The 18678-nt window shown below is 59.2% G+C and carries 16 protein-coding genes; 7 read left to right on the top strand and 9 right to left on the bottom strand.

Going from position 1 to position 18678, the window contains the following annotated elements; all coding sequences use genetic code 11:
* The first annotated feature begins 360 nt into the window (after window positions 1–360).
* The 4 genes from B3I26_RS14905 to B3I26_RS14890 all read left to right on the top strand — a co-directional run bounded on the left by B3I26_RS14905 (window position 361) and on the right by B3I26_RS14890 (window position 6384).
* Window positions 361–657 carry a pyrroloquinoline quinone biosynthesis protein PqqE gene (locus tag B3I26_RS14905; protein ID WP_296258641.1) on the top strand — a complete coding sequence of 99 codons (297 nt, stop codon included), beginning with the start codon at window positions 361–363 and terminating at the stop codon, window positions 655–657.
* Between the two features lie 344 nt (window positions 658–1001).
* Window positions 1002–2807, top strand: a complete 1806-nt coding sequence (locus B3I26_RS14900; RefSeq protein WP_296258639.1) for a phenylacyl-CoA dehydrogenase — start codon at window positions 1002–1004, stop codon at window positions 2805–2807.
* Between the two features lie 285 nt (window positions 2808–3092).
* Window positions 3093–4388, top strand: a complete 1296-nt coding sequence (locus tag B3I26_RS14895) for a GGDEF domain-containing protein (protein ID WP_296258637.1) — start codon at window positions 3093–3095, stop codon at window positions 4386–4388.
* A 217-nt stretch (window positions 4389–4605) separates the two neighbouring features.
* Entirely contained in the window at window positions 4606–6384 is a 1779-nt protein-coding gene (locus B3I26_RS14890) for an acyl-CoA dehydrogenase C-terminal domain-containing protein (protein ID WP_296258635.1), read from the top strand.
* A 245-nt stretch (window positions 6385–6629) separates the two neighbouring features.
* On the opposite strand, the gene B3I26_RS14885 is transcribed toward B3I26_RS14890, so the two are convergent.
* Window positions 6630–7538 carry a LysR family transcriptional regulator gene (locus tag B3I26_RS14885; protein ID WP_296258633.1) on the bottom strand — a complete coding sequence of 303 codons (909 nt, stop codon included), beginning with the start codon at window positions 7536–7538 and terminating at the stop codon, window positions 6630–6632.
* A gap of 102 nt (window positions 7539–7640) precedes the next feature.
* Between B3I26_RS14885 and B3I26_RS14880 the strand changes: the two genes are divergently transcribed.
* The 3 genes from B3I26_RS14880 (at window position 7641) to B3I26_RS14870 (ending at window position 9374) form a co-directional block, all read left to right on the top strand.
* Complete coding sequence (locus tag B3I26_RS14880) at window positions 7641–8339, top strand: MOSC domain-containing protein (protein ID WP_296258631.1); 699 nt, start codon at window positions 7641–7643, stop codon at window positions 8337–8339.
* Window positions 8336–9025 carry an aminotransferase class III-fold pyridoxal phosphate-dependent enzyme gene (locus B3I26_RS14875; protein WP_296258629.1) on the top strand — a complete coding sequence of 230 codons (690 nt, stop codon included), beginning with the start codon at window positions 8336–8338 and terminating at the stop codon, window positions 9023–9025. The genes B3I26_RS14880 and B3I26_RS14875 overlap by 4 nt, the downstream gene beginning before the upstream one ends.
* A 187-nt stretch (window positions 9026–9212) precedes the next feature.
* The gene (locus B3I26_RS14870; protein ID WP_092410636.1) at window positions 9213–9374 is read left to right on the top strand and encodes a YqaE/Pmp3 family membrane protein; all 162 of its coding nucleotides are present in this window, start codon (window positions 9213–9215) and stop codon (window positions 9372–9374) included.
* 510 nt (window positions 9375–9884) lie between these two features.
* Here B3I26_RS14870 and B3I26_RS14865 read toward each other — a convergent pair.
* The 8 genes from B3I26_RS14865 to B3I26_RS14830 all read right to left on the bottom strand — a co-directional run bounded on the left by B3I26_RS14865 (window position 9885) and on the right by B3I26_RS14830 (window position 18668).
* Window positions 9885–11711, bottom strand: a complete 1827-nt coding sequence (locus B3I26_RS14865) for a S9 family peptidase (protein ID WP_296258626.1) — start codon at window positions 11709–11711, stop codon at window positions 9885–9887.
* Window positions 11677–12879 carry a pyrroloquinoline quinone biosynthesis protein PqqE gene (pqqE, locus tag B3I26_RS14860; RefSeq protein ID WP_296258625.1) on the bottom strand — a complete coding sequence of 401 codons (1203 nt, stop codon included), beginning with the start codon at window positions 12877–12879 and terminating at the stop codon, window positions 11677–11679. The genes B3I26_RS14865 and pqqE overlap by 35 nt, the downstream gene beginning before the upstream one ends.
* On the bottom strand, window positions 12836–13126 hold the full coding sequence (pqqD, locus tag B3I26_RS14855) for a pyrroloquinoline quinone biosynthesis peptide chaperone PqqD (RefSeq protein WP_296258624.1): 291 nt from the start codon (window positions 13124–13126) through the stop codon (window positions 12836–12838). Before pqqD ends, pqqE begins: the two co-directional genes overlap by 44 nt.
* A complete protein-coding gene (pqqC, locus tag B3I26_RS14850) occupies window positions 13123–13878 on the bottom strand; it encodes a pyrroloquinoline-quinone synthase PqqC (RefSeq protein WP_296258621.1) in 756 nt (251 codons plus the stop codon). The genes pqqD and pqqC overlap by 4 nt, the downstream gene beginning before the upstream one ends.
* Window positions 13879–14024: 146 nt before the next feature.
* Window positions 14025–14936 (bottom strand): pyrroloquinoline quinone biosynthesis protein PqqB, encoded by a 912-nt coding sequence (pqqB, locus tag B3I26_RS14845; RefSeq protein WP_296258620.1) that lies wholly within the window; start codon window positions 14934–14936, stop codon window positions 14025–14027.
* Window positions 14937–15055: 119 nt separating this feature from the next.
* Window positions 15056–15130: a pyrroloquinoline quinone precursor peptide PqqA gene (gene pqqA / locus B3I26_RS14840; protein ID WP_003422658.1), complete on the bottom strand. Its 75-nt coding sequence runs from the start codon at window positions 15128–15130 to the stop codon at window positions 15056–15058.
* 157 nt (window positions 15131–15287) lie between these two features.
* Window positions 15288–17687 (bottom strand): pyrroloquinoline quinone biosynthesis protein PqqF, encoded by a 2400-nt coding sequence (gene pqqF / locus B3I26_RS14835; RefSeq protein ID WP_296258619.1) that lies wholly within the window; start codon window positions 17685–17687, stop codon window positions 15288–15290.
* Between the two features lie 186 nt (window positions 17688–17873).
* Window positions 17874–18668 (bottom strand): carbon-nitrogen hydrolase family protein, encoded by a 795-nt coding sequence (locus B3I26_RS14830; protein ID WP_296258618.1) that lies wholly within the window; start codon window positions 18666–18668, stop codon window positions 17874–17876.
* Window positions 18669–18678: the final 10 nt, after the last annotated feature.

Raw genomic sequence — 18678 nt, 5'->3', positions numbered from 1 at the left:
GGCAAGCCAGGCTCCTACGCCCTCCGGGCAGAGGCGGGGCTGCGGGGTGTGAGGTTTTGCTTCTGGCCGAAGGCCATAGTCAAAACGGGATACAGGATGTGCGCCACTGCACAATTCGAGGTCCTTGCTGCGACGAGTGCTACCTTGAGCGGTTATGGTGGGTTCCGCGCCGCTTCTAGCTGCATCTTTTGCGTCGGGTGCTATCGGTTGCTACGTACTAACGGATTCGAACGTCCTGCAATCAGCAGTTTCGGATAAAGCTATTAGCAGGCCCAGTGCCATTATCGTTTTTGACGGGCGTTTTCGAACGGCGTCTGTTTCAATGCGGGTTGTTCGCTTCATGAACAGAGGATCACGGTCATGCAAATCTCGCTGAACAACACACTGTACCCAGGCTTGAGTGCTATTCAGGTCGGGCAGGATCGTGTCGACCAGGCTGCCACTCAACTGGCCAGCCCAGCCACCGAGGTCTCGGGTCGCAGCCAGTCTTCGGACTTTCAGCTTGAGCGCCTACGTTCAGTTGACCGCCCTCAGCGTTCCGACATGGCCACCAATGTTGTTGAATTGACCCAAGGTCGGATTCAGGTCCAGTCCGGGGTCAAGGTTGAAAAGGCCGCCGACGAAATGCTCGGTACGTTGATCGATACTTACGCCTGATCTCTGCCCAGTCTGTTCCTCCCTTAACGTGCGCTTCGGCGCACGTTTGCGTTGCGTCTCCCTTCTGAATAACACCCTATCACTGACCCGAATCGCCGCTTTCCGAGGTCTGCGTCGCGACCGCGCGTGTTCATAACGTGCCCTTTGCGTTTCATCCCTTGTGACATTTCTGACAGCGACGATGAAAGGTGCGTGACGCACCCTTGACAACAAATGAGCGTAAACGTATGTTTCAAACACCTGTTTGACCATCGACCAAACCATAAATCCTGGTGGAAGGGGCAAGTCCCGTAGTGACCGAACGGTCATCCAATTCCAGGATTCATCAGCAGAGGTTTATCGCTATGCCTGACTACAAGGCCCCCTTGCGTGATATTCGCTTCGTTCGTGACGAGCTGCTCGGCTACGAAGCGCACTATCAGAGTCTGCCCGCATGCCAGGACGCCACGCCTGACATGGTCGACGCCATTCTCGAGGAAGGCGCCAAGTTTTGTGAGCAGGTACTGGCGCCGCTGAACCGTGTGGGTGACACCGAAGGCTGCACCTGGAGTGAGTCCGGCGTTAAAACGCCGACCGGCTTCAAGGAAGCCTACAAGCAGTTCGTCGAAGGCGGCTGGCCCAGTCTGGCCCATGACGTCGCTCATGGCGGCCAGGGTCTGCCGGAATCGCTGGGCCTGGCTGTCAGTGAAATGGTCGGCGAAGCCAACTGGTCGTGGGGCATGTACCCAGGCCTGTCCCATGGCGCGATGAACACCATCTCCGAGCACGGCACTGCCGAGCAGCAGGACGCTTACCTGACCAAGCTGGTATCGGGTGAGTGGACCGGCACCATGTGCCTGACCGAGCCTCATTGCGGCACCGATCTGGGCATGCTGCGCACCAAGGCCGAACCTCAGGCAGATGGCTCGTACAAGGTCTCCGGCACCAAGATTTTCATCTCCGCTGGCGAACACGACATGGCCGATAACATCGTCCACATCGTGCTCGCCCGCTTGCCCGACGCGCCTGCGGGCACCAAAGGGATTTCGCTGTTCATCGTTCCCAAGTTCCTGCCAGCGGCTGACGGCAGCGTCGGCGAGCGTAATGCGGTGAGCTGCGGTTCGCTGGAACACAAGATGGGCATCCACGGCAACGCTACCTGTGTAATGAACTTCGACAGCGCTACCGGCTTCCTGATCGGGCCGCCGAACAAGGGCCTGAATTGCATGTTCACCTTCATGAACACGGCGCGCCTGGGTACTGCGTTGCAAGGTCTCGCCCACGCTGAAGTCGGTTTCCAGGGTGGCCTGAGATACGCTCGCGAGCGTTTGCAGATGCGCTCGCTGACAGGCCCGAAAGCGCCGGACAAGGCCGCTGACCCGATCATCGTTCACCCTGACGTGCGTCGCATGCTGCTGACCATGAAGGCTTTTGCCGAGGGTACCCGGGCGATGGTTTACTTCACCGCCAAACAGGTCGATATCGTCAAATACAGCGACAACGCTGATGCCAAAAAGCAAGCCGATGGCCTGCTGGCGTTCATGACCCCGATCGCCAAGGCGTTCATGACTGAGGTCGGTTTCGAATCCGCCAACCATGGCGTACAAATCTATGGCGGTCACGGCTTCATTGCTGAATGGGGCATGGAGCAGAACGTTCGCGACAGCCGCATTTCGATGCTGTACGAAGGTACCACCGGAGTTCAGGCCCTCGACCTGCTGGGTCGTAAAGTGCTGATGACTCAAGGCGAAGCGCTGAAGGGCTTCACCAAGATCGTCCACAAATTCTGCCAGTCCCAGGAAGGCAACCAGGCGGTCAGCGAGTTCGTCGCCCCGCTGGCGGCGCTGAACAAGGAATGGGGCGACCTGACCATGAAGGTCGGCATGGCCGCCATGAAAGACCGTGAAGAAGTGGGCGCCGCGTCGGTGGATTACCTGATGTTCTCCGGTTACGTGTGCCTGGCCTACTTCTGGGCTGACATGGCTCGCGTCGCAGCCGAAAAACTGGCAGCCGGTACCGGTGAAGAGGCGTTCTACACCGCCAAGCTGCAGACTGCGCGCTTCTACTTCCAGCGCATCCTGCCGCGGACCCGTACACACGTTGCGGCCATGCTGTCAGGCGCCAATAACCTGATGGACATGAACGAAGAGCATTTCGGCCTGGCTTACTGAGTCACCCGCCGGTTTTACCTCAAAGCCGCTTGTTCTCCGGAACCGGCGGCTTTTTTGTGTCTGCCAGAATCGAAGACTTGACGGCACGGGCCGGCAGTCGCAGGGCTCAACACTGCCACTGTCGCCACTGTGCTACTCCCCCTTCTAAAGCGTCTGGCACGACCTTGCGTAGCGATAAAAGAGTGACCGATCTCACAATTTCTCCTCATCAAATCGGCGAGCGCGCCGATACAGGCACAATGCCATTTGGTTTAAATACGCTCGTCATGGGTAGGAGACGTCCTCTTGCTGGGCCCTTCAGCTGCACGCTTCAGCCATTTTCTACCTTCACTGGCGCTGTTGATCGCCGGACTCGCGGCTGCGTACGTGAAGGACCTCAATGTGTTCTTCACGTCACTGTTCAATGTGCTCCCGACGTTGGTGCTTTTACTCGGTGGAGCGTACTGCGGCGTTTACAAGCGCCAGCGCGAACTGTTCCTGATGATCACCGTGTACATCGCCTATTTTCTGCTCGATACGCAGACCGACTACTACCGCGACAACGGGAAAGTTCGAGAAGATGCCGCAGTGGTGTTCCATCTGTGCTGTCTGCTGCTGCCGGTCATGTTCGGGTTATTCGCTGCCTGGGAGGAACGTACGCATCTGCTTCAGGACCTGGTAGCGCGGCTGGCGGTGCTTGTCGCCGTCGGCAGTGTGGCCCTGGGGCTTGAGCAGAGCTTCCCGCAAAGCCTGCTGGCCTGGCTGGCCGATATTCGCTGGCCTTCACTGCATGGCGAATGGATGAGCCTGATTCAGCTCTCCTATGTGGTCTTTCTTATCGCGTTCGCCGTACTAATCGTCCAGTACCTGCGTAAGCCACGGCCATTGCACGCCGCGCAACTGGTGGGCCTGTTGGGACTATTCTGGGCGTTGCCGAAAACCTTCATCCTGCCATTCACGCTAAACATCATGTGCAGTCAGGTCATGCTGATGATCGCAGCGGCGGTCGCCCACGAGGCCTATCAAATGGCCTTCCGCGATGAGCTGACCGGTTTGCCGGGTCGACGGGCGCTCAACGAGCGTATGCAGCGTCTGGGTCGCAACTATGTGCTGGCCATGAGTGACGTTGATCATTTCAAGAAATTCAACGACACCCACGGCCACGACGTCGGCGATCAGGTGCTGCGTCTGGTGGCCAGCAAATTGTCGAAAATCGCCAACGGCGGTGGTCGCGCCTATCGTTACGGCGGTGAAGAGTTCGCCATCGTCTTCGCGGGCAAAACCGTGGAAGAGTGCATGCCTCATCTGGAGGTTATTCGCGAAACCATCGCGAACTACGCTATCCAGTTACGTAATCAGGACAATCGGCCGCAGGACGATTTGCAAGGTCGTCAGCGTCGCTCCGGTTCACAGGCCTCGGCTGTCTCGGTGACGGTCAGCATCGGGGTTGCCGAGCGTCAGCCGGAGCACCGCAACCCCGACGAAGTGCTCAAGGCGGCAGACCAAGCGCTTTATGCGGCAAAAGGCGCGGGCCGAAACTGCGTGATTGCCTACGGTCAGAGCAACAAGCGCGGTGCGCAAAGAATGGCTGCTGCTGGTTGATAGCTCTCTTTTCGCTTGATTTGAACGACGTTCACCCTCGCTAAAGCGGGTTCGTGTACTCCAGAATTGTGTGACTTTAATTCTTCAAACAGTCACTACTTGACCCTATGTGTCGTAAATGGTGTTCCTGTACACTCGGGTCCACTGACACATTGACGCTGCGCGCTGTCTGCAGGGTCTCATTTCCGGGTATCTGTTGCTGTTTGCGAGGTTTGCCATGGCTGACTACAAAGCGCCTTTGCGCGATATGCGCTTCGTTCTCAATGAAGTATTCGACGTCTCCAGACTCTGGGCCACGCTGCCGGAGTTGTCCGAGGCAGTAGATGCTGAAACCGTCGAGGCGATTCTCGAAGAGGCGGGTAAAGTCACCAGCAAATCCGTGGCACCGCTCAGCCGCGCGGCCGATGAAGAAGGCTGCCACTGGAACGACACCGTGGTGACTACGCCGCAGGGCTTCGTCAAGGCGTATCAAACTTACGCCGAGGGCGGTTGGGTCGGCGTAGGCGGAAATCCCGAATTCGGTGGCATGGGCATGCCCAAGGCCGTTTCTGCGCAAGTCGAAGAGATGGTCAACTCGTCGAGCCTGGCCTTCGGCCTTTATCCGATGCTGACCTCCGGCGCCTGTGTCTCGATCAACACCCACGCCAGCGCCGACCTTAAGGACAGTTACCTGCCGAACATGTATGCCGGCATTTGGGCAGGTTCCATGTGCTTGACCGAAGCGCACGCGGGTACCGACCTGGGCATTATCCGCACCAAGGCCGAACCGCAGACAGACGGCTCCTACAAAATCACCGGTACCAAGATTTTCATCACCGGTGGCGAGCACGATCTGACCGAAAACATCATTCATCTGGTGCTGGCCAAACTGCCGGGTGCACCAGCCGGGCCGAAAGGCATTTCGCTGTTTCTGGTGCCAAAATTTCTGGTCAATGGCGATGGCAGCCTGGGCGCGCGCAACGCGGTGTCGTGCGGCTCCATCGAGCACAAAATGGGTATTCAGGCCTCCGCCACGTGCGTGATGAACTTCGATCAGGCCGAAGGTTACCTGGTCGGCGAGCCGAATAAAGGGCTGGCGGCAATGTTCACGATGATGAACTACGAGCGTCTGGGCGTGGGGATTCAAGGCCTGGCGTCCGGCGAGCGTTCTTACCAGAACGCCATCGAATATGCCCGTGACCGCCTGCAAAGTCGGGCGCCGACCGGTGCGCAGTCCAAGGACTCCGTTGCCGATCCGATCATCGTTCACCCTGATGTGCGGCGCATGTTGCTGACCATGAAAGCCCTCAACGAAGGCGGTCGTGCCTTCTCCACCTACGTTGCACTGCAACTGGACACCGCCAAATACAGCGAAGACGCCGCCGTGCGTGAGCGTGCCGATGGCTTGGTCGCGCTGCTGACGCCGGTGGCCAAGGCTTTCCTCACCGATATGGGACTGGACACAACGGTGCTCGGCCAGCAGGTCTTCGGCGGCCACGGTTATATCCGTGAGTGGGGCCAGGAGCAATTGGTCCGTGACGTTCGCATTACCCAAATTTACGAAGGCACCAACGGCATTCAGGCGCTGGACCTGATGGGTCGCAAGATCGTCGGCAGCGGCGGGGCGCATTACCGGCTGTTTTCTGACGAAGTCCGGGCATTTATCGCAGCGTCTGGCCCTTCGTTGAGCGAATTTACCAAGCCGCTGAGCGCTGCGCTGACGACGCTGGATGAATTGACCAACTGGATACTGGATCGCGCACGGAGCAACCCGAACGAAATAGGCGCAGCTTCCGTCGAGTACCTGCATGTCTTTGGCTACACCGCCTACGCCTACATGTGGGCCATGTCGGCGAAAGCGGCGTTGGGCAAGGAAGCCCAGGAAGACTTCTACGCCAGCAAGCTCGGTACTGCGCGGTTCTATTTCGCGCGTCTGCTGCCACGAATAGAGTCACTTTCGACCTCAATCAGGGCGGGCAGTGAGTCACTGTATCTGCTGGATGCTTCCCAGTTCTAACGATTCCACCGCCATGTAAGCTTTTGCTTACATCACGTACTGACATTTAGCTCTGGCGTATTATAGGATCCAAAGTTAATCTACACACATGGACGTAGCGCAGGATGCGCAAACAGATAACAGGGACACGTAGGGAATGCCTGCCAGGATGGCGGGAAGAAAGGGAAGTCAAAGGGAAACAGTCTGGAAAACCTCGCTTCGGCGGGGTTTTCTTTTATCTGCCCTTTGGAAAATGCCGCGGCGTGTCACAGCGCATCCAGCGAGGCTGGCTTGGGTTTTTCCATCTCATCCAATACCGACTTGAGCAGCTCCAGCGTCGCTTGCTGTCTGTGTGCGTCTCGATACACCAGCCCGATCTGCAGTGGCACACGCGGTTCACTTAGCGGCTTCCAAAGCAACTCCTCGTTCTCCTGAATATCCTGAGCACGCCCTGGCAGTACCGTCGCCAGCTTCATGTGGGCCAGACTGTCGAGAATGCCCGACATATTGTTCAGTTCAGCCTGCACATGAGGACGACGTCCCAAATTGCTCAACTGCGTCTGCCAGATCTGCCGCACCTGGAATTCTTCACCGAGTAACAGCATCGGCAGCTCGGCGGCCTGGCTCATCGAAACTTTCTTGAATTCGCGCAGCGGGTGATTCGCCGCGATGACCAGCTTGAGCTCGTCTTCGTACAGCGCCATGCCGTGCAGCCCTGGCTGGCGCGGGGGCAGATAACTGATACCGATATCCAGCGCGCCATTGAGCAGGCGCCGCTCGATCTCCATCGCGCTCAATTCGTAGATCTGCACCACAAGGTGGGGCTGAGCCTTGCGCACATGTTCCAGCATCTGCGGCACCAGGCTCGAATGCACGGTTTGCATCACACCAATGGCGAGCGTTCTTTGTGAGTGGCCTTTGAAGTTGCGCAGCGCATCGCGAGCGCGTTGCATGCCTTCGAGCAGCGGCACCGCGTGGTTGTACAACGTGTGAGCAGCGAGCGTCGGCAGCAGGCGCTTGCTGCTGCGCTCGAACAGGCTGACATCCAGGCTGTGCTCGAGCAGACGAATCTGCTGCGAGAGCGCCGGTTGAGACAAGCTAAGGCGTTCGGCGGCGCGGCCCACGTGCCCCTCTTCGTAGACCGCGACGAAATAACGCAGTTGGCGGAAATCCATAAGTGATTCTTATCGAAATGGCTGGAAAATCGAAATGGCCGTTTGGGTAGCTGGCGCATAGTCTACGCCCAACTTACAAGGGTTACAGGGCCAGCCAGCGCAATGAACAGTGTCCAGGTCGATGGTGTTTACATAGGTAAAGCGAAAAATCTGGGTCAAGGATTGATCAGCGATATCGACAAGCACCGAGTGGACCGGCGCTTATGGCTTTGGCCGCAAGGACTGGGCAGCGACGAACACGGCGACCCACGTTTCCACACGGGGCCCGAGCGCGCCCTGCATCACTACCCCGCCGAGCACTACGCCTACTGGCACAAGCACTACCCGAGCATTGACTGGGATGCGCCCGCTTTCGGCGAGAACCTGTCTTCTCACGGCCTGACCGAGGAGCATGTTTGTCTGGGCGATCTGTTTCGCTGGGGCGGCGCGCTCTTGCAGGTCAGCCAGCCGCGCTCGCCATGCTATCGGCTGAGCCACCGCTGGGGCATTGAAGGGTTGCCTCAACATGCCCAGGAGGCGGGTCGTTGTGGGTGGTTCTATCGGGTACTCAAACCGGGATTTGTCAGCCCCGAAGATGCCTTTGAACTGATCCAGCGCAGCTATCCCGGATTGACCGTGGCGTGGGCGTTGCGCAGTTTTTATCAGGAACCGCTTGAACACGCTGGCCTGAAAAAACTGGTCGATTGCCCGGCCTTGTCTTCCCGCTGGCGCGACATGGCTATCAAGCGCCTGCGCACCGGACGCGTCGAGGACTGGAGCAATCGCCTGCTGGGCCTGCCGCTGGAAGGGCTGCGGGCATGAGCCTGTTTAATCTGCTGGGTCATTGCGCCATTGAAGACAATCTCATGGAGTCGCCTGCACTGTTGTCGCCTTTGCAGCGCTTGCGCCAGAGAACCGCCAGCGACCAGGTTGCTTTCTTCGGTGCCGAGCAGGATGCATGTGCCGCGGCGATGACCCTGGCGCGCCGCTGGGGCGCGCGACATCGACGTGGCGAGTGCGGCGTGATTGTCGCCAGCGGCGGGCGTTTCGAGGGTTTGATCGAGTCCATGGCCAGCCATTTCTGCCGCGTACCGTTCAACGATCTGGCGGCGATGGATGCGGCCGTTGATGCTCGAACCGTGGCGGTCATCCTGCAGCCCATTCAGGAGGACAGCATTGTGACCCCCGCCTCGCTCGCCTATGTGAAGGGCGTTGAGAAGCTTTGCCGGACGTTGAACATCCTGTTGATCCTCAGCGAGGCGCATGGTGCGATCGGCCAGCAGCGTGGCGTGCTCTGTGAAGATACGTACAGCGTCAGCGCCGATATCGTGGTGCTGGGCGACCACTCCAGCCGCAGCCCGCGTAGCGCCGCCCTGCTTGTTCGCGGGCAGGCTTGCACCGCGCAGATCGAGGACTTGGCGGGCTTTGTCCGAGAGCCCGCCTCGCCCCGGTTCGCGGGCATTGCCGCAAAACCCCAGCGCAGCGCCAGCCGACCCTTGATGGCCTGAATCAAAGCTGCGTGGCCGAATACCGTCTTGCGTGACTTACGCTCGCCCCGCACAGGTAACATGCCTGCGGGGCGTTTTTTATTCGCTCGGTAGAGGCGCAACGAACGCGCGGCGGAACCCCTATGACTGCACAGGGTCGATTAGCTGTATGGCCCAACTAGGCTATTTCCCTTCAGGAGCTTCACCCATGGACATCATCCGCATCATCTTCGCCATCCTCTTGCCACCCCTGGGCGTGTTCCTGCAAGTCGGCTTCGCTGGCGCATTCTGGCTCAACATCCTGCTGACCCTGTTGGGCTACATCCCCGGCATCATTCACGCCGTCTACATCATCGCCAGCCGTAAGTAAGTACGGCGCCCGCTCGGTGATCGCCTTAGCTAAGGCGCAAATGTTAGTCCAGCTTGGCTAGTAGCTGGCGGGACCTGAAAGTCGAAAATGCGCTGGACTGTAGGACGTTTCTGAATTCCAGCCGCTGGGTTGTTCGCCCCTATAGTCCGCGCTGGTCTTCACCGTCGTTGTAATCAACGACCGGATTTAGCGATCCGACCTCTCAAAGCGCATCAGCGTTTGCCTCGTGGCTAGCTCTGTAAAGGCGCGTGTCATGGCGGCTGTGCGTCGGAAACTTTCGGGTCTGCCGGTATCTTTGAGGCTGGTTCGCTAACCCGCATACAGCTGCCACCTTTATCGTTTAGCGACGTCTGGCGCCAGCACCAACTCAAAAGAGGCTACATCGTGCCAGTACGGCGTTCACCGAGACCCCTAGAAAGCATTGTTCCTCCCAGAGCGACTGCTCGGCGGATGACCCCCAGAACGATTTCGCTTCCAGAGAGCAGGGGCCTGCCGATTTAAGCCGTTGCCTTAACCATCAATCACCTTCCTATAAAAAGCCCATTCAGTTTCCAGCGCGTGGGCCTGATTACTGGCTTTGCGGAAGCCGTGGCGTTCTTCAGGGTAGAAGTGGCCTTCGGCGGGGATGCCGTTGTCCAGTAATGCGGCGAGCATGTCGCGGGTCTGGGCGGGAACGACCACGGCGTCGAGTTCGCCTTGGAAGAAAATCACCGGCACCTTGATCTGCTCGGCATGCAACAACGGCGTGCGTTCGCGGTAGCGCATCAGGTCGACGTCCGGGTCGCCGATCAGCCAGTCCAGATAATCGGCCTCGAACTTATGCGTTGCCGCGGCCAACGCCAATGGATCGCTGACGCCGTAGAGACTCGCGCCCGCCCGGAACACATCTTTGAACGCCAGTGCGCACAGGGTCGTGTAGCCACCTGCACTGCCACCGCGAATGAACGCCTTGCTCGGGTCGATAAGGCCCTGATTGCCCAGGTACTCGACCACTGCGCAGGCATCTTCGACATCGACCACGCCCCACTCCAGAAACAACGCCTGCCGATAAGCACGGCCATAACCAGTGCTGCCCCGGTAGTTGAGGTCCGCGACGGCGAAGCCCCGTTGCGTCCAGAACTGAATGCGCGGATCGAGGACCGGGTAGCAGGCCGAAGTGGGGCCGCCATGAATGAACACCACCAAGGGCGGTTTTTCTTCGTCGGTCATGGCCGGGTAGAAATAGCCGTGCGCCTCGCCCGAACCGCTGGGATAGCGCAGGGTCTGCGGGCGGCTGATGCGCTCGGCAGGCAAAGGCGCGACACCCCCGGCGAGCACCTGAACGCTTTTGTCGGAACGACTGATCGCCAGCACTGCAGACGGGCTGGTGGCAGAAGCTGCGATGCAATAAATGTAGTGCTCGTCCAACGCCAGGCTGCGGAAACGGCCGTATTGGCCGCTGAAATCTGCCATCGAACCGTCGCAGGCGCGCACAGCTAACACGCCCATGCCGTCCTCCGACCAACTGGCCAGATAAGCGCCGTCATCGAGCGGCAGGAAACTGGAGCCGCCCAGTTGCCAAGGTGCAGGTGCATGATCGGCTTTGGCGGCGGGTAACGCTTCGAAGCCATCCAGCGTCTCGACCCAAGGCTGCCAGAAACCCGCGCGATCGGTCAGGCAGTACAGGCGGCCTTGTTCATCGAAACGCGGTTGCTGCAACGCTTCAAACCCCAACCCTCCGGCCAGACAATGTGCACGACCCCATGTGGCATCGGGCTGGCGCTCAGCGCTCAGCAGCCTGGTCGACGTCCATGGCTGATGCGGGCGCCACCACTCGATCCACACCAGGCGGTTGCCGTCGGGACTCAACGTCGGGGAAGCATAGAAGTCGGCACCTTCGGCCAGCACGTCACATCGGCCATCCACGAGATTGATCGCTACCAGGCGGTGAACGTCTTTGTCCTCCTCGACCGCCAGAATCTGTCCGCGCGCGAACCGCACGTCGCCATAACGTTTGTCGCCTTGAGTCAGGGCGTGCGCAGTGCTGGCGTCGAAAGGCTGGATGTAGATCTGTTGATCGGTTTCATTGACGAACGCCACCGCATCGTCGGTCAGGCAAAACGAGCCGCCGCCGTATTCATAAACGCGGCTACGAACGCTGAAACCGTCCGGGGTCAGGCATGTGGTTGCACCATTACTCCAGCGCCAGATGCGCGACGCTGCGTCCTGTGGGCGGAATTCGCTCCAGAAAAGGCCGGCGGGGCTGACGTTCAGTTCGGCGAAGTCGGTGCCGGCCGCCACGGCCTGAGCGGCAGAGAACAGGTCAGGATTTGGCGATGAGGCGAGAATTTCGTTCATTGCGGAAGGCCAGTTGCTCGATGGTCTGGCTAGCATACTCGGCTTCGTCGCGCGCCTGGGTGATCAGGCTGTGTTGTGGCGACTTGCTGCACACCGGGTCCGTATTGCTGGCGTCGCCGGTGAGCATAAAGGCCTGACAGCGACAGCCGCCAAAGTCCTTCTCTTTCTCGTCGCAAGACCGACAAGGTTCGGGCATCCATTCGTACCCGCGAAAGCGATTGAAACCGAAGGATTCGTACCAGATGTGCTGCATGCTGTGATCGCGCACGTTGGGAAACTGAATCGGCATTTGCCGGGCCCCATGGCAAGGTAGCGCAGTGCCATCCGGGGTCACGGTCAGGAATAGATTGCCCCAGCCATTCATGCAGGCTTTCGGCCGTTCTTCGTAATAGTCGGGGGTGACGAAGATCAGTTTGACCGGGTGATTTTCGGCCGCCAGTTTGACGCGATATTCGTTGGTAATGCGCTCGGCGCGAACCAATTGATCCTTGGTCGGCAGCAAGCCCACGCGATTAAGGTGCGCCCAGCCGTAGAACTGACAGGTGGCCAGCTCGACGAAATCCGCCTCCAGCGCCACACACAGCTCGATGATCTTGTCGATTCTGTCGATGTTGTGCCGATGGGTCACGAAGTTGAGCACCATTGGATAACCATGCTTTTTCACCGCCCGGGCCATTTCCAGCTTTTGCGCAAAGGCTTTTTTCGAGCCCGCAAGCATGTTGTTTACTTGCTCATCGCTGGCTTGAAAGCTGATCTGAATATGGTCCAGACCTGCTTCCTTGAAATCGATGATTTTCTGCTCGGTCAAGCCGATGCCCGAGGTGATCAGATTGGTGTAGAAGCCCAGCCGGCGCGCTTCAGCGATCAATTGGGCCAGGTCCTGACGCACTAGGGGCTCGCCACCGGAAAAGCCGATCTGCGCCGCGCCCATCTGCCGCGCTTCGGCCATTACCTTGAACCACTGCTCGGTGGTCAGTTCCTGGCCCTGTTTTGCGAAGTCCAGCGGGTTGGAGCAGTACGGGCATTGCAGCGGGCAGCGGTAGGTCAGCTCAGCGAGCAGCCACAGCGGCAGCCCGACGGGAGGCGTCGGCGGAATGTGCACCTTGGACTTTGTGACTGCTGACTCATTTGCCGGCAATAGGGGCAAGTTCGATCCAGTGTTCAGCACGCGCGACCTCCATGAATTGCTCGACATCGGTGCCAAGCTCGGGGAAACCGGGGAATTTCTCGTCAAGCGCGGCGATTATCTCACCCACGCTGCGCTGGCCGTCGATCAAGCCGCCGATCGCGCTTGCGCTTTCGTTGAGCTTGATCATGCCCTCCGGGTACAGCAGCACGTGGCCATTCTGCGCCGGTTCAAACTGGAAGCGATAACCCCGGCGCCAGCTCGGCACCTGTTCACGGTTGAAGCTCATAGGGCGATTCCTTTATGCCAGACGCGTTGGTCGGTGACGCTGTGATAAGGCGGACGTTTCAGCTCGTAGGCCATGCTCATGGCGTCCAGCATGCTCCACAAAATGTCGAGTTTGAACTGCAGGATTTCCAGCATGCGCTGCTGGCCTTCCCAGGTGGTGTAGTGCTGCAGCGTGATGGCCAGACCGTGCTCGACGTCGCGCCGTGCCTGGCCCAGACGGGTGCGGAAATATTCGTAACCCGCCGGGTCGATCCACGGGTAATGCTGCGGCCAGCTGTCCAGACGCGACTGATGGATCTGCGGCGCGAACAATTCGGTCAGCGAGCTGCTGGCCGCTTCCTGCCAGTTGGCGCGCCGGGCGAAATTCACATAGGCATCGACGGCAAATCGTACGCCCGGTAGTACTAATTCCTGCGAACGCAGCTGGTCCGGGTCCAGGCCTACGGCTTGACCCAGACGCAACCAGGCCTCGATCCCGCCGTCTTCACCGGGCGCACCATCGTGATCGAGCAAGCGCTGAATCCATTCGCGACGAATCTCACGGTCCGGGCAGTTAGCCAGGATCGCAGCGTCTTTGAGCGGAATATTCACCTGGTAATAGAACCGGTTGGCGACCCAGCCCTGAATCTGCTCGCGAGTGGCACGGCCTTCATACATCGCCACATGGAAGGGGTGGTAAATGTGGTAGTACGCGCCTTTGGCGCGCAGGGCCTGTTCGAATTCAGCGGGGGAAAGCGGCGTTGGGTCAGTCATGTCAGCACGTTCCTTAATCAGCCGTCGCAGGTTCTGCGGGGTATTCAAACTTGTCTGCACAAGGCACTGGCTTGCAGCCGACGTGTAGCAGTAACGCTCGCCGAGAGTGACTTCTGCAAGATCGCCAGCGCCGGCCAGCCATGCCGCTATAGCTCGATGCTCATGCCATCAAAGGCTACTTCAACGTTACGGCGGGCCAGTTCGGCGCGCTCGGCGGAGTCTTCATCGAGAATCGGATTGGTGTTGTTGATGTGGATAAGCACTTTGCGCTGTTCAGGCAGCTTTTCCAGCACTTCCAACATGCCGCCCGGGCCCTTCTGCGCCAGATGCCCCATCTCTGTTCCAGTGCGAGTGCCCACCCCACGACGTTTCATCTCGTCGTCATCCCACATCGTGCCATCTACCAGCAGACAGTCGGCAGCGCTCATTTTTTTCAGGAGGGCGTCATCGACCTTGCCAAGGCCGGGGGCGTAAAACAGCTTGCCGCCGGTTCGCAGGTCTTCGACCATCAGCCCGATGTTGTCTCCAGGATGTGGGTCGAATCGGTGCGGCGAGTAGGGCGGTGCCGCGCTACGTAGCGGAAAAGGCGTAAAGCGAAGGTTCGGACAGGCCGGGATCACGAAGCTGCCTTCCAGATCGATGCGATTCCAGACCAGACCGCCGTTCCAATGCTTGAGCATGTTGAACAGAGGAAACCCGGTGCTCAGGTCTTCGTGGACCATGTCAGTGCACCAGACCTGATGCGGGCAACCTTCGCGCAGGCTCAGCAGGCCCGTGGTGTGATCAATCTGGCTGTCCATCAGGATGACCGCGCCGATCCCCGTGTCGCGCAGCCCGCGATTGGGCTGCATCGGCGCGAAGCCTTGCAGTTGGGCGCGGATGTCCGGCGAGGCATTGCACAGGACCCAATTCACGCCGTCATCCGACAGGGCAATGGACGACTGAGTGCGAGCGTGGGCCCGCAGGCTGCCGTCACGAAAGCCTGCGCAATTGACGCAGTTGCAGTTCCATTGCGGAAAGCCGCCGCCCGCCGCCGAGCCAAGAATCTGGATGTGCATGTCTTCTCCGTACCAATTGGGCATCGACGCCCTGTTTCGCGTCAGAACGCCGCGCTTTGAAATCTTTGACCCTGTCACAAAAAAGCCCCGGCGAACCGAGGCTTTTCACCGCGCAGAAATCAACGGCTTGCGAAGTACATGGTGACTTCAAAGCCGATACGCAGATCGGTGTAAGCAGGTTTGGTCCACGACATAGGAGACTCCTTCCGGGTTAGTGCAGCGGTGGGTGGTACATCTTTTAGTACACCTGCAAGAGGAGACGTTCAAAATGCTTAGGGGCCTATGCTACTAAAAATGTCGCGCGCCCAACGATGACAAATTGGATAAAGCGTTTTGCATGTGCAGCAATGATCATGGGGACGCAAGGGTCGACCCGTTGGGGCTCGGGCGGTTTGAAAGGCAAAAGGCCCAGGCTTGGGATTGCGCTATTCGGTTGGCAGCGGCGCGCAGCCCTGCAACATGAAGATGTGCAGTTAAATATCGCAGGCGCGCACTGTAATCCGCCGAGTGGCCTGCAAGATGAGCCTGCCAAAGCATTTCAGCGCCTTGCGAGAGGTCCATGGTGGCCGGCTCCAGCTGACTTTGCAGAACCTTGAGCACCGACCGCGTATCGGCTTCCTCGATCAGCACTGGCAGCGTTTTCATGAATGCTTCGATGTGTTCGATCAACTGGCCCGCCGTTGTGCTGGGCGATTGCACGCCGAACAGTACCCCGCCATGCCCGGCGATCTGTCGGAAACCGCTGAATACCGCGTAGCCCAATTGCAGCTCCACTCGAAGACGCTGGTAGAACGGCGCTTGAACCACATGTGCGAAGCATCGCCATATGGCCTCGTCCTCGATGCTGTTCGAGGGCACAGGGTAGAACAGCAGCACAGCATTCTCGGAAGACTCTGACGGTTCGATTGCCCAACGCTGTGCAGTTGTTGGCGCCAGGAGCAGTTTGCGAGTTTCGCCAGGCACGCCGGGCGTATCGCGAAGGGCGTGAAGCAGCGCGGGTTGACTGGCGCTGTGCACGCCCGTCGCAAAGCCGATCCAACGCGCGGTTGCCCAGACGCTCTTCAGGTCATGCGTGTCTGCGGCACTGGTACTGTTCAGAAAATGATCAGCAAATGTCTTTAGCAACTGGCGAATCGGGATAGGCGCAGGCTCGTTGCTTGACTGCCCGTAGCGCCTCAGCGCCTGGCGATCAGGACAACTGAGCCGGTTCAGTGCCTGCTCAAGAACGGCAGGAATCGTCTCTGCAAGACCGCTCGCTTTTAGCTGCCAATGGTTACCGTAAGCTGTGAACGTCAGTGTCACCCCGGCTTGCTGGGCATCGGCGCTCAGTGTTTTGAGGCTGTCGCAGAGCATCGAATGCAGTGTTGGCTGCGGGCTTTGAAGCGCCCAGGCCAGGTAGATTGCGGCCTCGCCAGTGGCTGGGAGGCTGTCGCTGAACGTCAGCGAGGGCGGCATTGGCGCCCGCATGGCGAGCGCTTGGGGAGGGCGCAAAAACGGGTTTGGCCGGGGCAAGCACCAGTTGGTGTCGGTGAGTACCGGTTTCGTTGGCGTAGGCGATGGCTGTAACTGCGATTGCCGCACCAGCGTATCGAGCAGGGCGTCCAGTGCCTGAATCACCGGATCCGAAAGGCCCGGCATGCCGGACTCATCATTGTAGTGGCGAGCTAGGGGCAGGGCGCTCAGGACTGCCAGTCGGCGCTTCTCAAGCAAGGTGTATTCATCGAGCAACTGGCGGTAGTGGGCTTTGAAGAAGGTTAGCCAGCTGAAGATCAGGTTTTGGATATCTGCCGTTTGCGCAAGTCCCTGAGGGAGTGCAGCGTCGATTTCAAACAACACCTGCCCGGCAAACTCATACCGTACCTGCGCCTTGAACGACTCAATCAGTCCGCGATCACGCAGCTGCGCGACTAACCCCCCTGCCTGCGCGTTGTTGATCCAGACGCAGAGGAATGCAGCGGCTTGCTGATGCCCGGAGGGCAGCCCTTCGCACGCAACCATCAAATGCACCCCGTGCAGGTCGGTTTGCACATGGATGTTCGTTTGGTTGCCCATAAGCGCCGGTGGGGACGATTGTTCGACCTTCTGGCCCTTGGCGAAATACCTGCCATGTGCAGTCGCCAAGGCCTGCAGTTCGTCCAGCGTCTGGGGGCCGGCCAGGCTCAAGATCATCTGACCTGCCTGATAGAAGGTCCGGTAAAAAGCCTGCAGCGCCTGCTGAAATGCAGGACGCGGAACTGGCAGGCTGAACCGGTTGCCCGCGTGAAACCAGCGCAAAGGGTGTAACGCCGACAGTGGTTGAAGGCGTTTTAGCCGTTCACGCGAAGCATTATCCCGTGACCAGGCGATGAATTCGGCGTGCAGCACTTCACGCTCGCGCAGTTGATCGGGCTGAGTCATGCGTGGATGGGCGAGCATTTCGCACAAACGCTCCAGACCTCCCGCAAATGCAGGCGGAGCCAGTTCGAAAAAGAAATCCGTAGTGCGTTCGCCAGTGCTGGCATTGACCTGTCCGCCGTGGCGCTGGACGTAGGTCATCAGGTTTTGGTCGGTAGCAAAGCGCTCAGTGCCTAAGAAAAAAAGGTGTTCGAGAAAGTGCGCCAGTCCTGGCCACTGTGCAGGCACATCATGACTGCCCACCGCCACCCGCAGCGCCGCCGCGCAACGCTTGAGCCTCGGCGCCGAGCACAGCGTCACGCACAAGCCGTTAGGCAGGGTCAGGGTACGGTGAGTGGTCGAGTCGGGCATGGGCATGACGATTTCCGCAAGGGAGTAGGAAAGTGCGGGTCATGCTAGCGGATTACGCCGCTGCCGTACTGGTTGTGGCCGGGCCTGTAACCGTCAGCCACGGACGGTTTGTGTGGCAACACGGGTTAACGGCGGCAGGGATCTAAATACGTCACCGCGGCCGTGCCGTGCTGCACATGGCCAAGCCAAGGATCAAACCAATCCTGTATAGAACTTCGGTCTGCGATCCTTGAAATAGGTATTGATCGCCTGCGACTCGCTCATGGCCTGGCGATCCAGATCCGCCACCACCAACGCTTGCTCCTGACCGGCAAGCGCGATCTGCTTGCCGTCCGGTGCGCAGATGCTGCTGAGCCCGCAGTAATGAATGTCGCCCTCATGCCCGCAATAGTTGGCGTAAACCAGGTAGCACTGATTTTCGAAGGCCCTGGCGCGAACGGTCACTTCGCAGATGAAGTCGTAGGGCGCCATGTTGGCAGTGGGTACCAGAATCAGATCGGCGCCCGCCAAGGCGAGCCGGCGAGTGTTTTCGGGAAATTCCACGTCATAGCAGATGAGCAATCCCAGCTTCCAACCGCCGAGTTCCACCACCGGAAAATGCTCGTCGCCTGCACTGAACATGGATTTGTCCAGCTCGCCATACAGATGCGTCTTTCGATAATTGCAGCATCGTGAACCTTGCGCGTCGATCAACTGCACGGCGTTGTAAACCTGATCGTCGGCGCTCAGTTCAGGGTAGCCGTACACGATCGCAATGCCGCTCGCTTTCGCAATCTCGGCAATTTCGCGCGCTGCCGGCCCATCGCTGGGTTGCGCCAATTCCCGTGCGGCCTTGGCGCCGATGTTGTAACCGCTCAGGAACATCTCCGGGAACACCACCACCCCGGCGCCCTGCTTCGCGGCTGCGGCTGCCTGCGCCTTAAGGCGTGCAAGGTTGCTGCCGATTTCCAGCGGCAGCGGCGGACATTGGTACAGGGCAACGCGCATGAGGGCTTCC

This window comes from Pseudomonas sp. UBA5706, from assembly GCF_002419965.1.
Classification (GTDB): domain Bacteria; phylum Pseudomonadota; class Gammaproteobacteria; order Pseudomonadales; family Pseudomonadaceae; genus Aquipseudomonas.
This window is presented reverse-complemented; position numbering and strand designations above follow the sequence as displayed.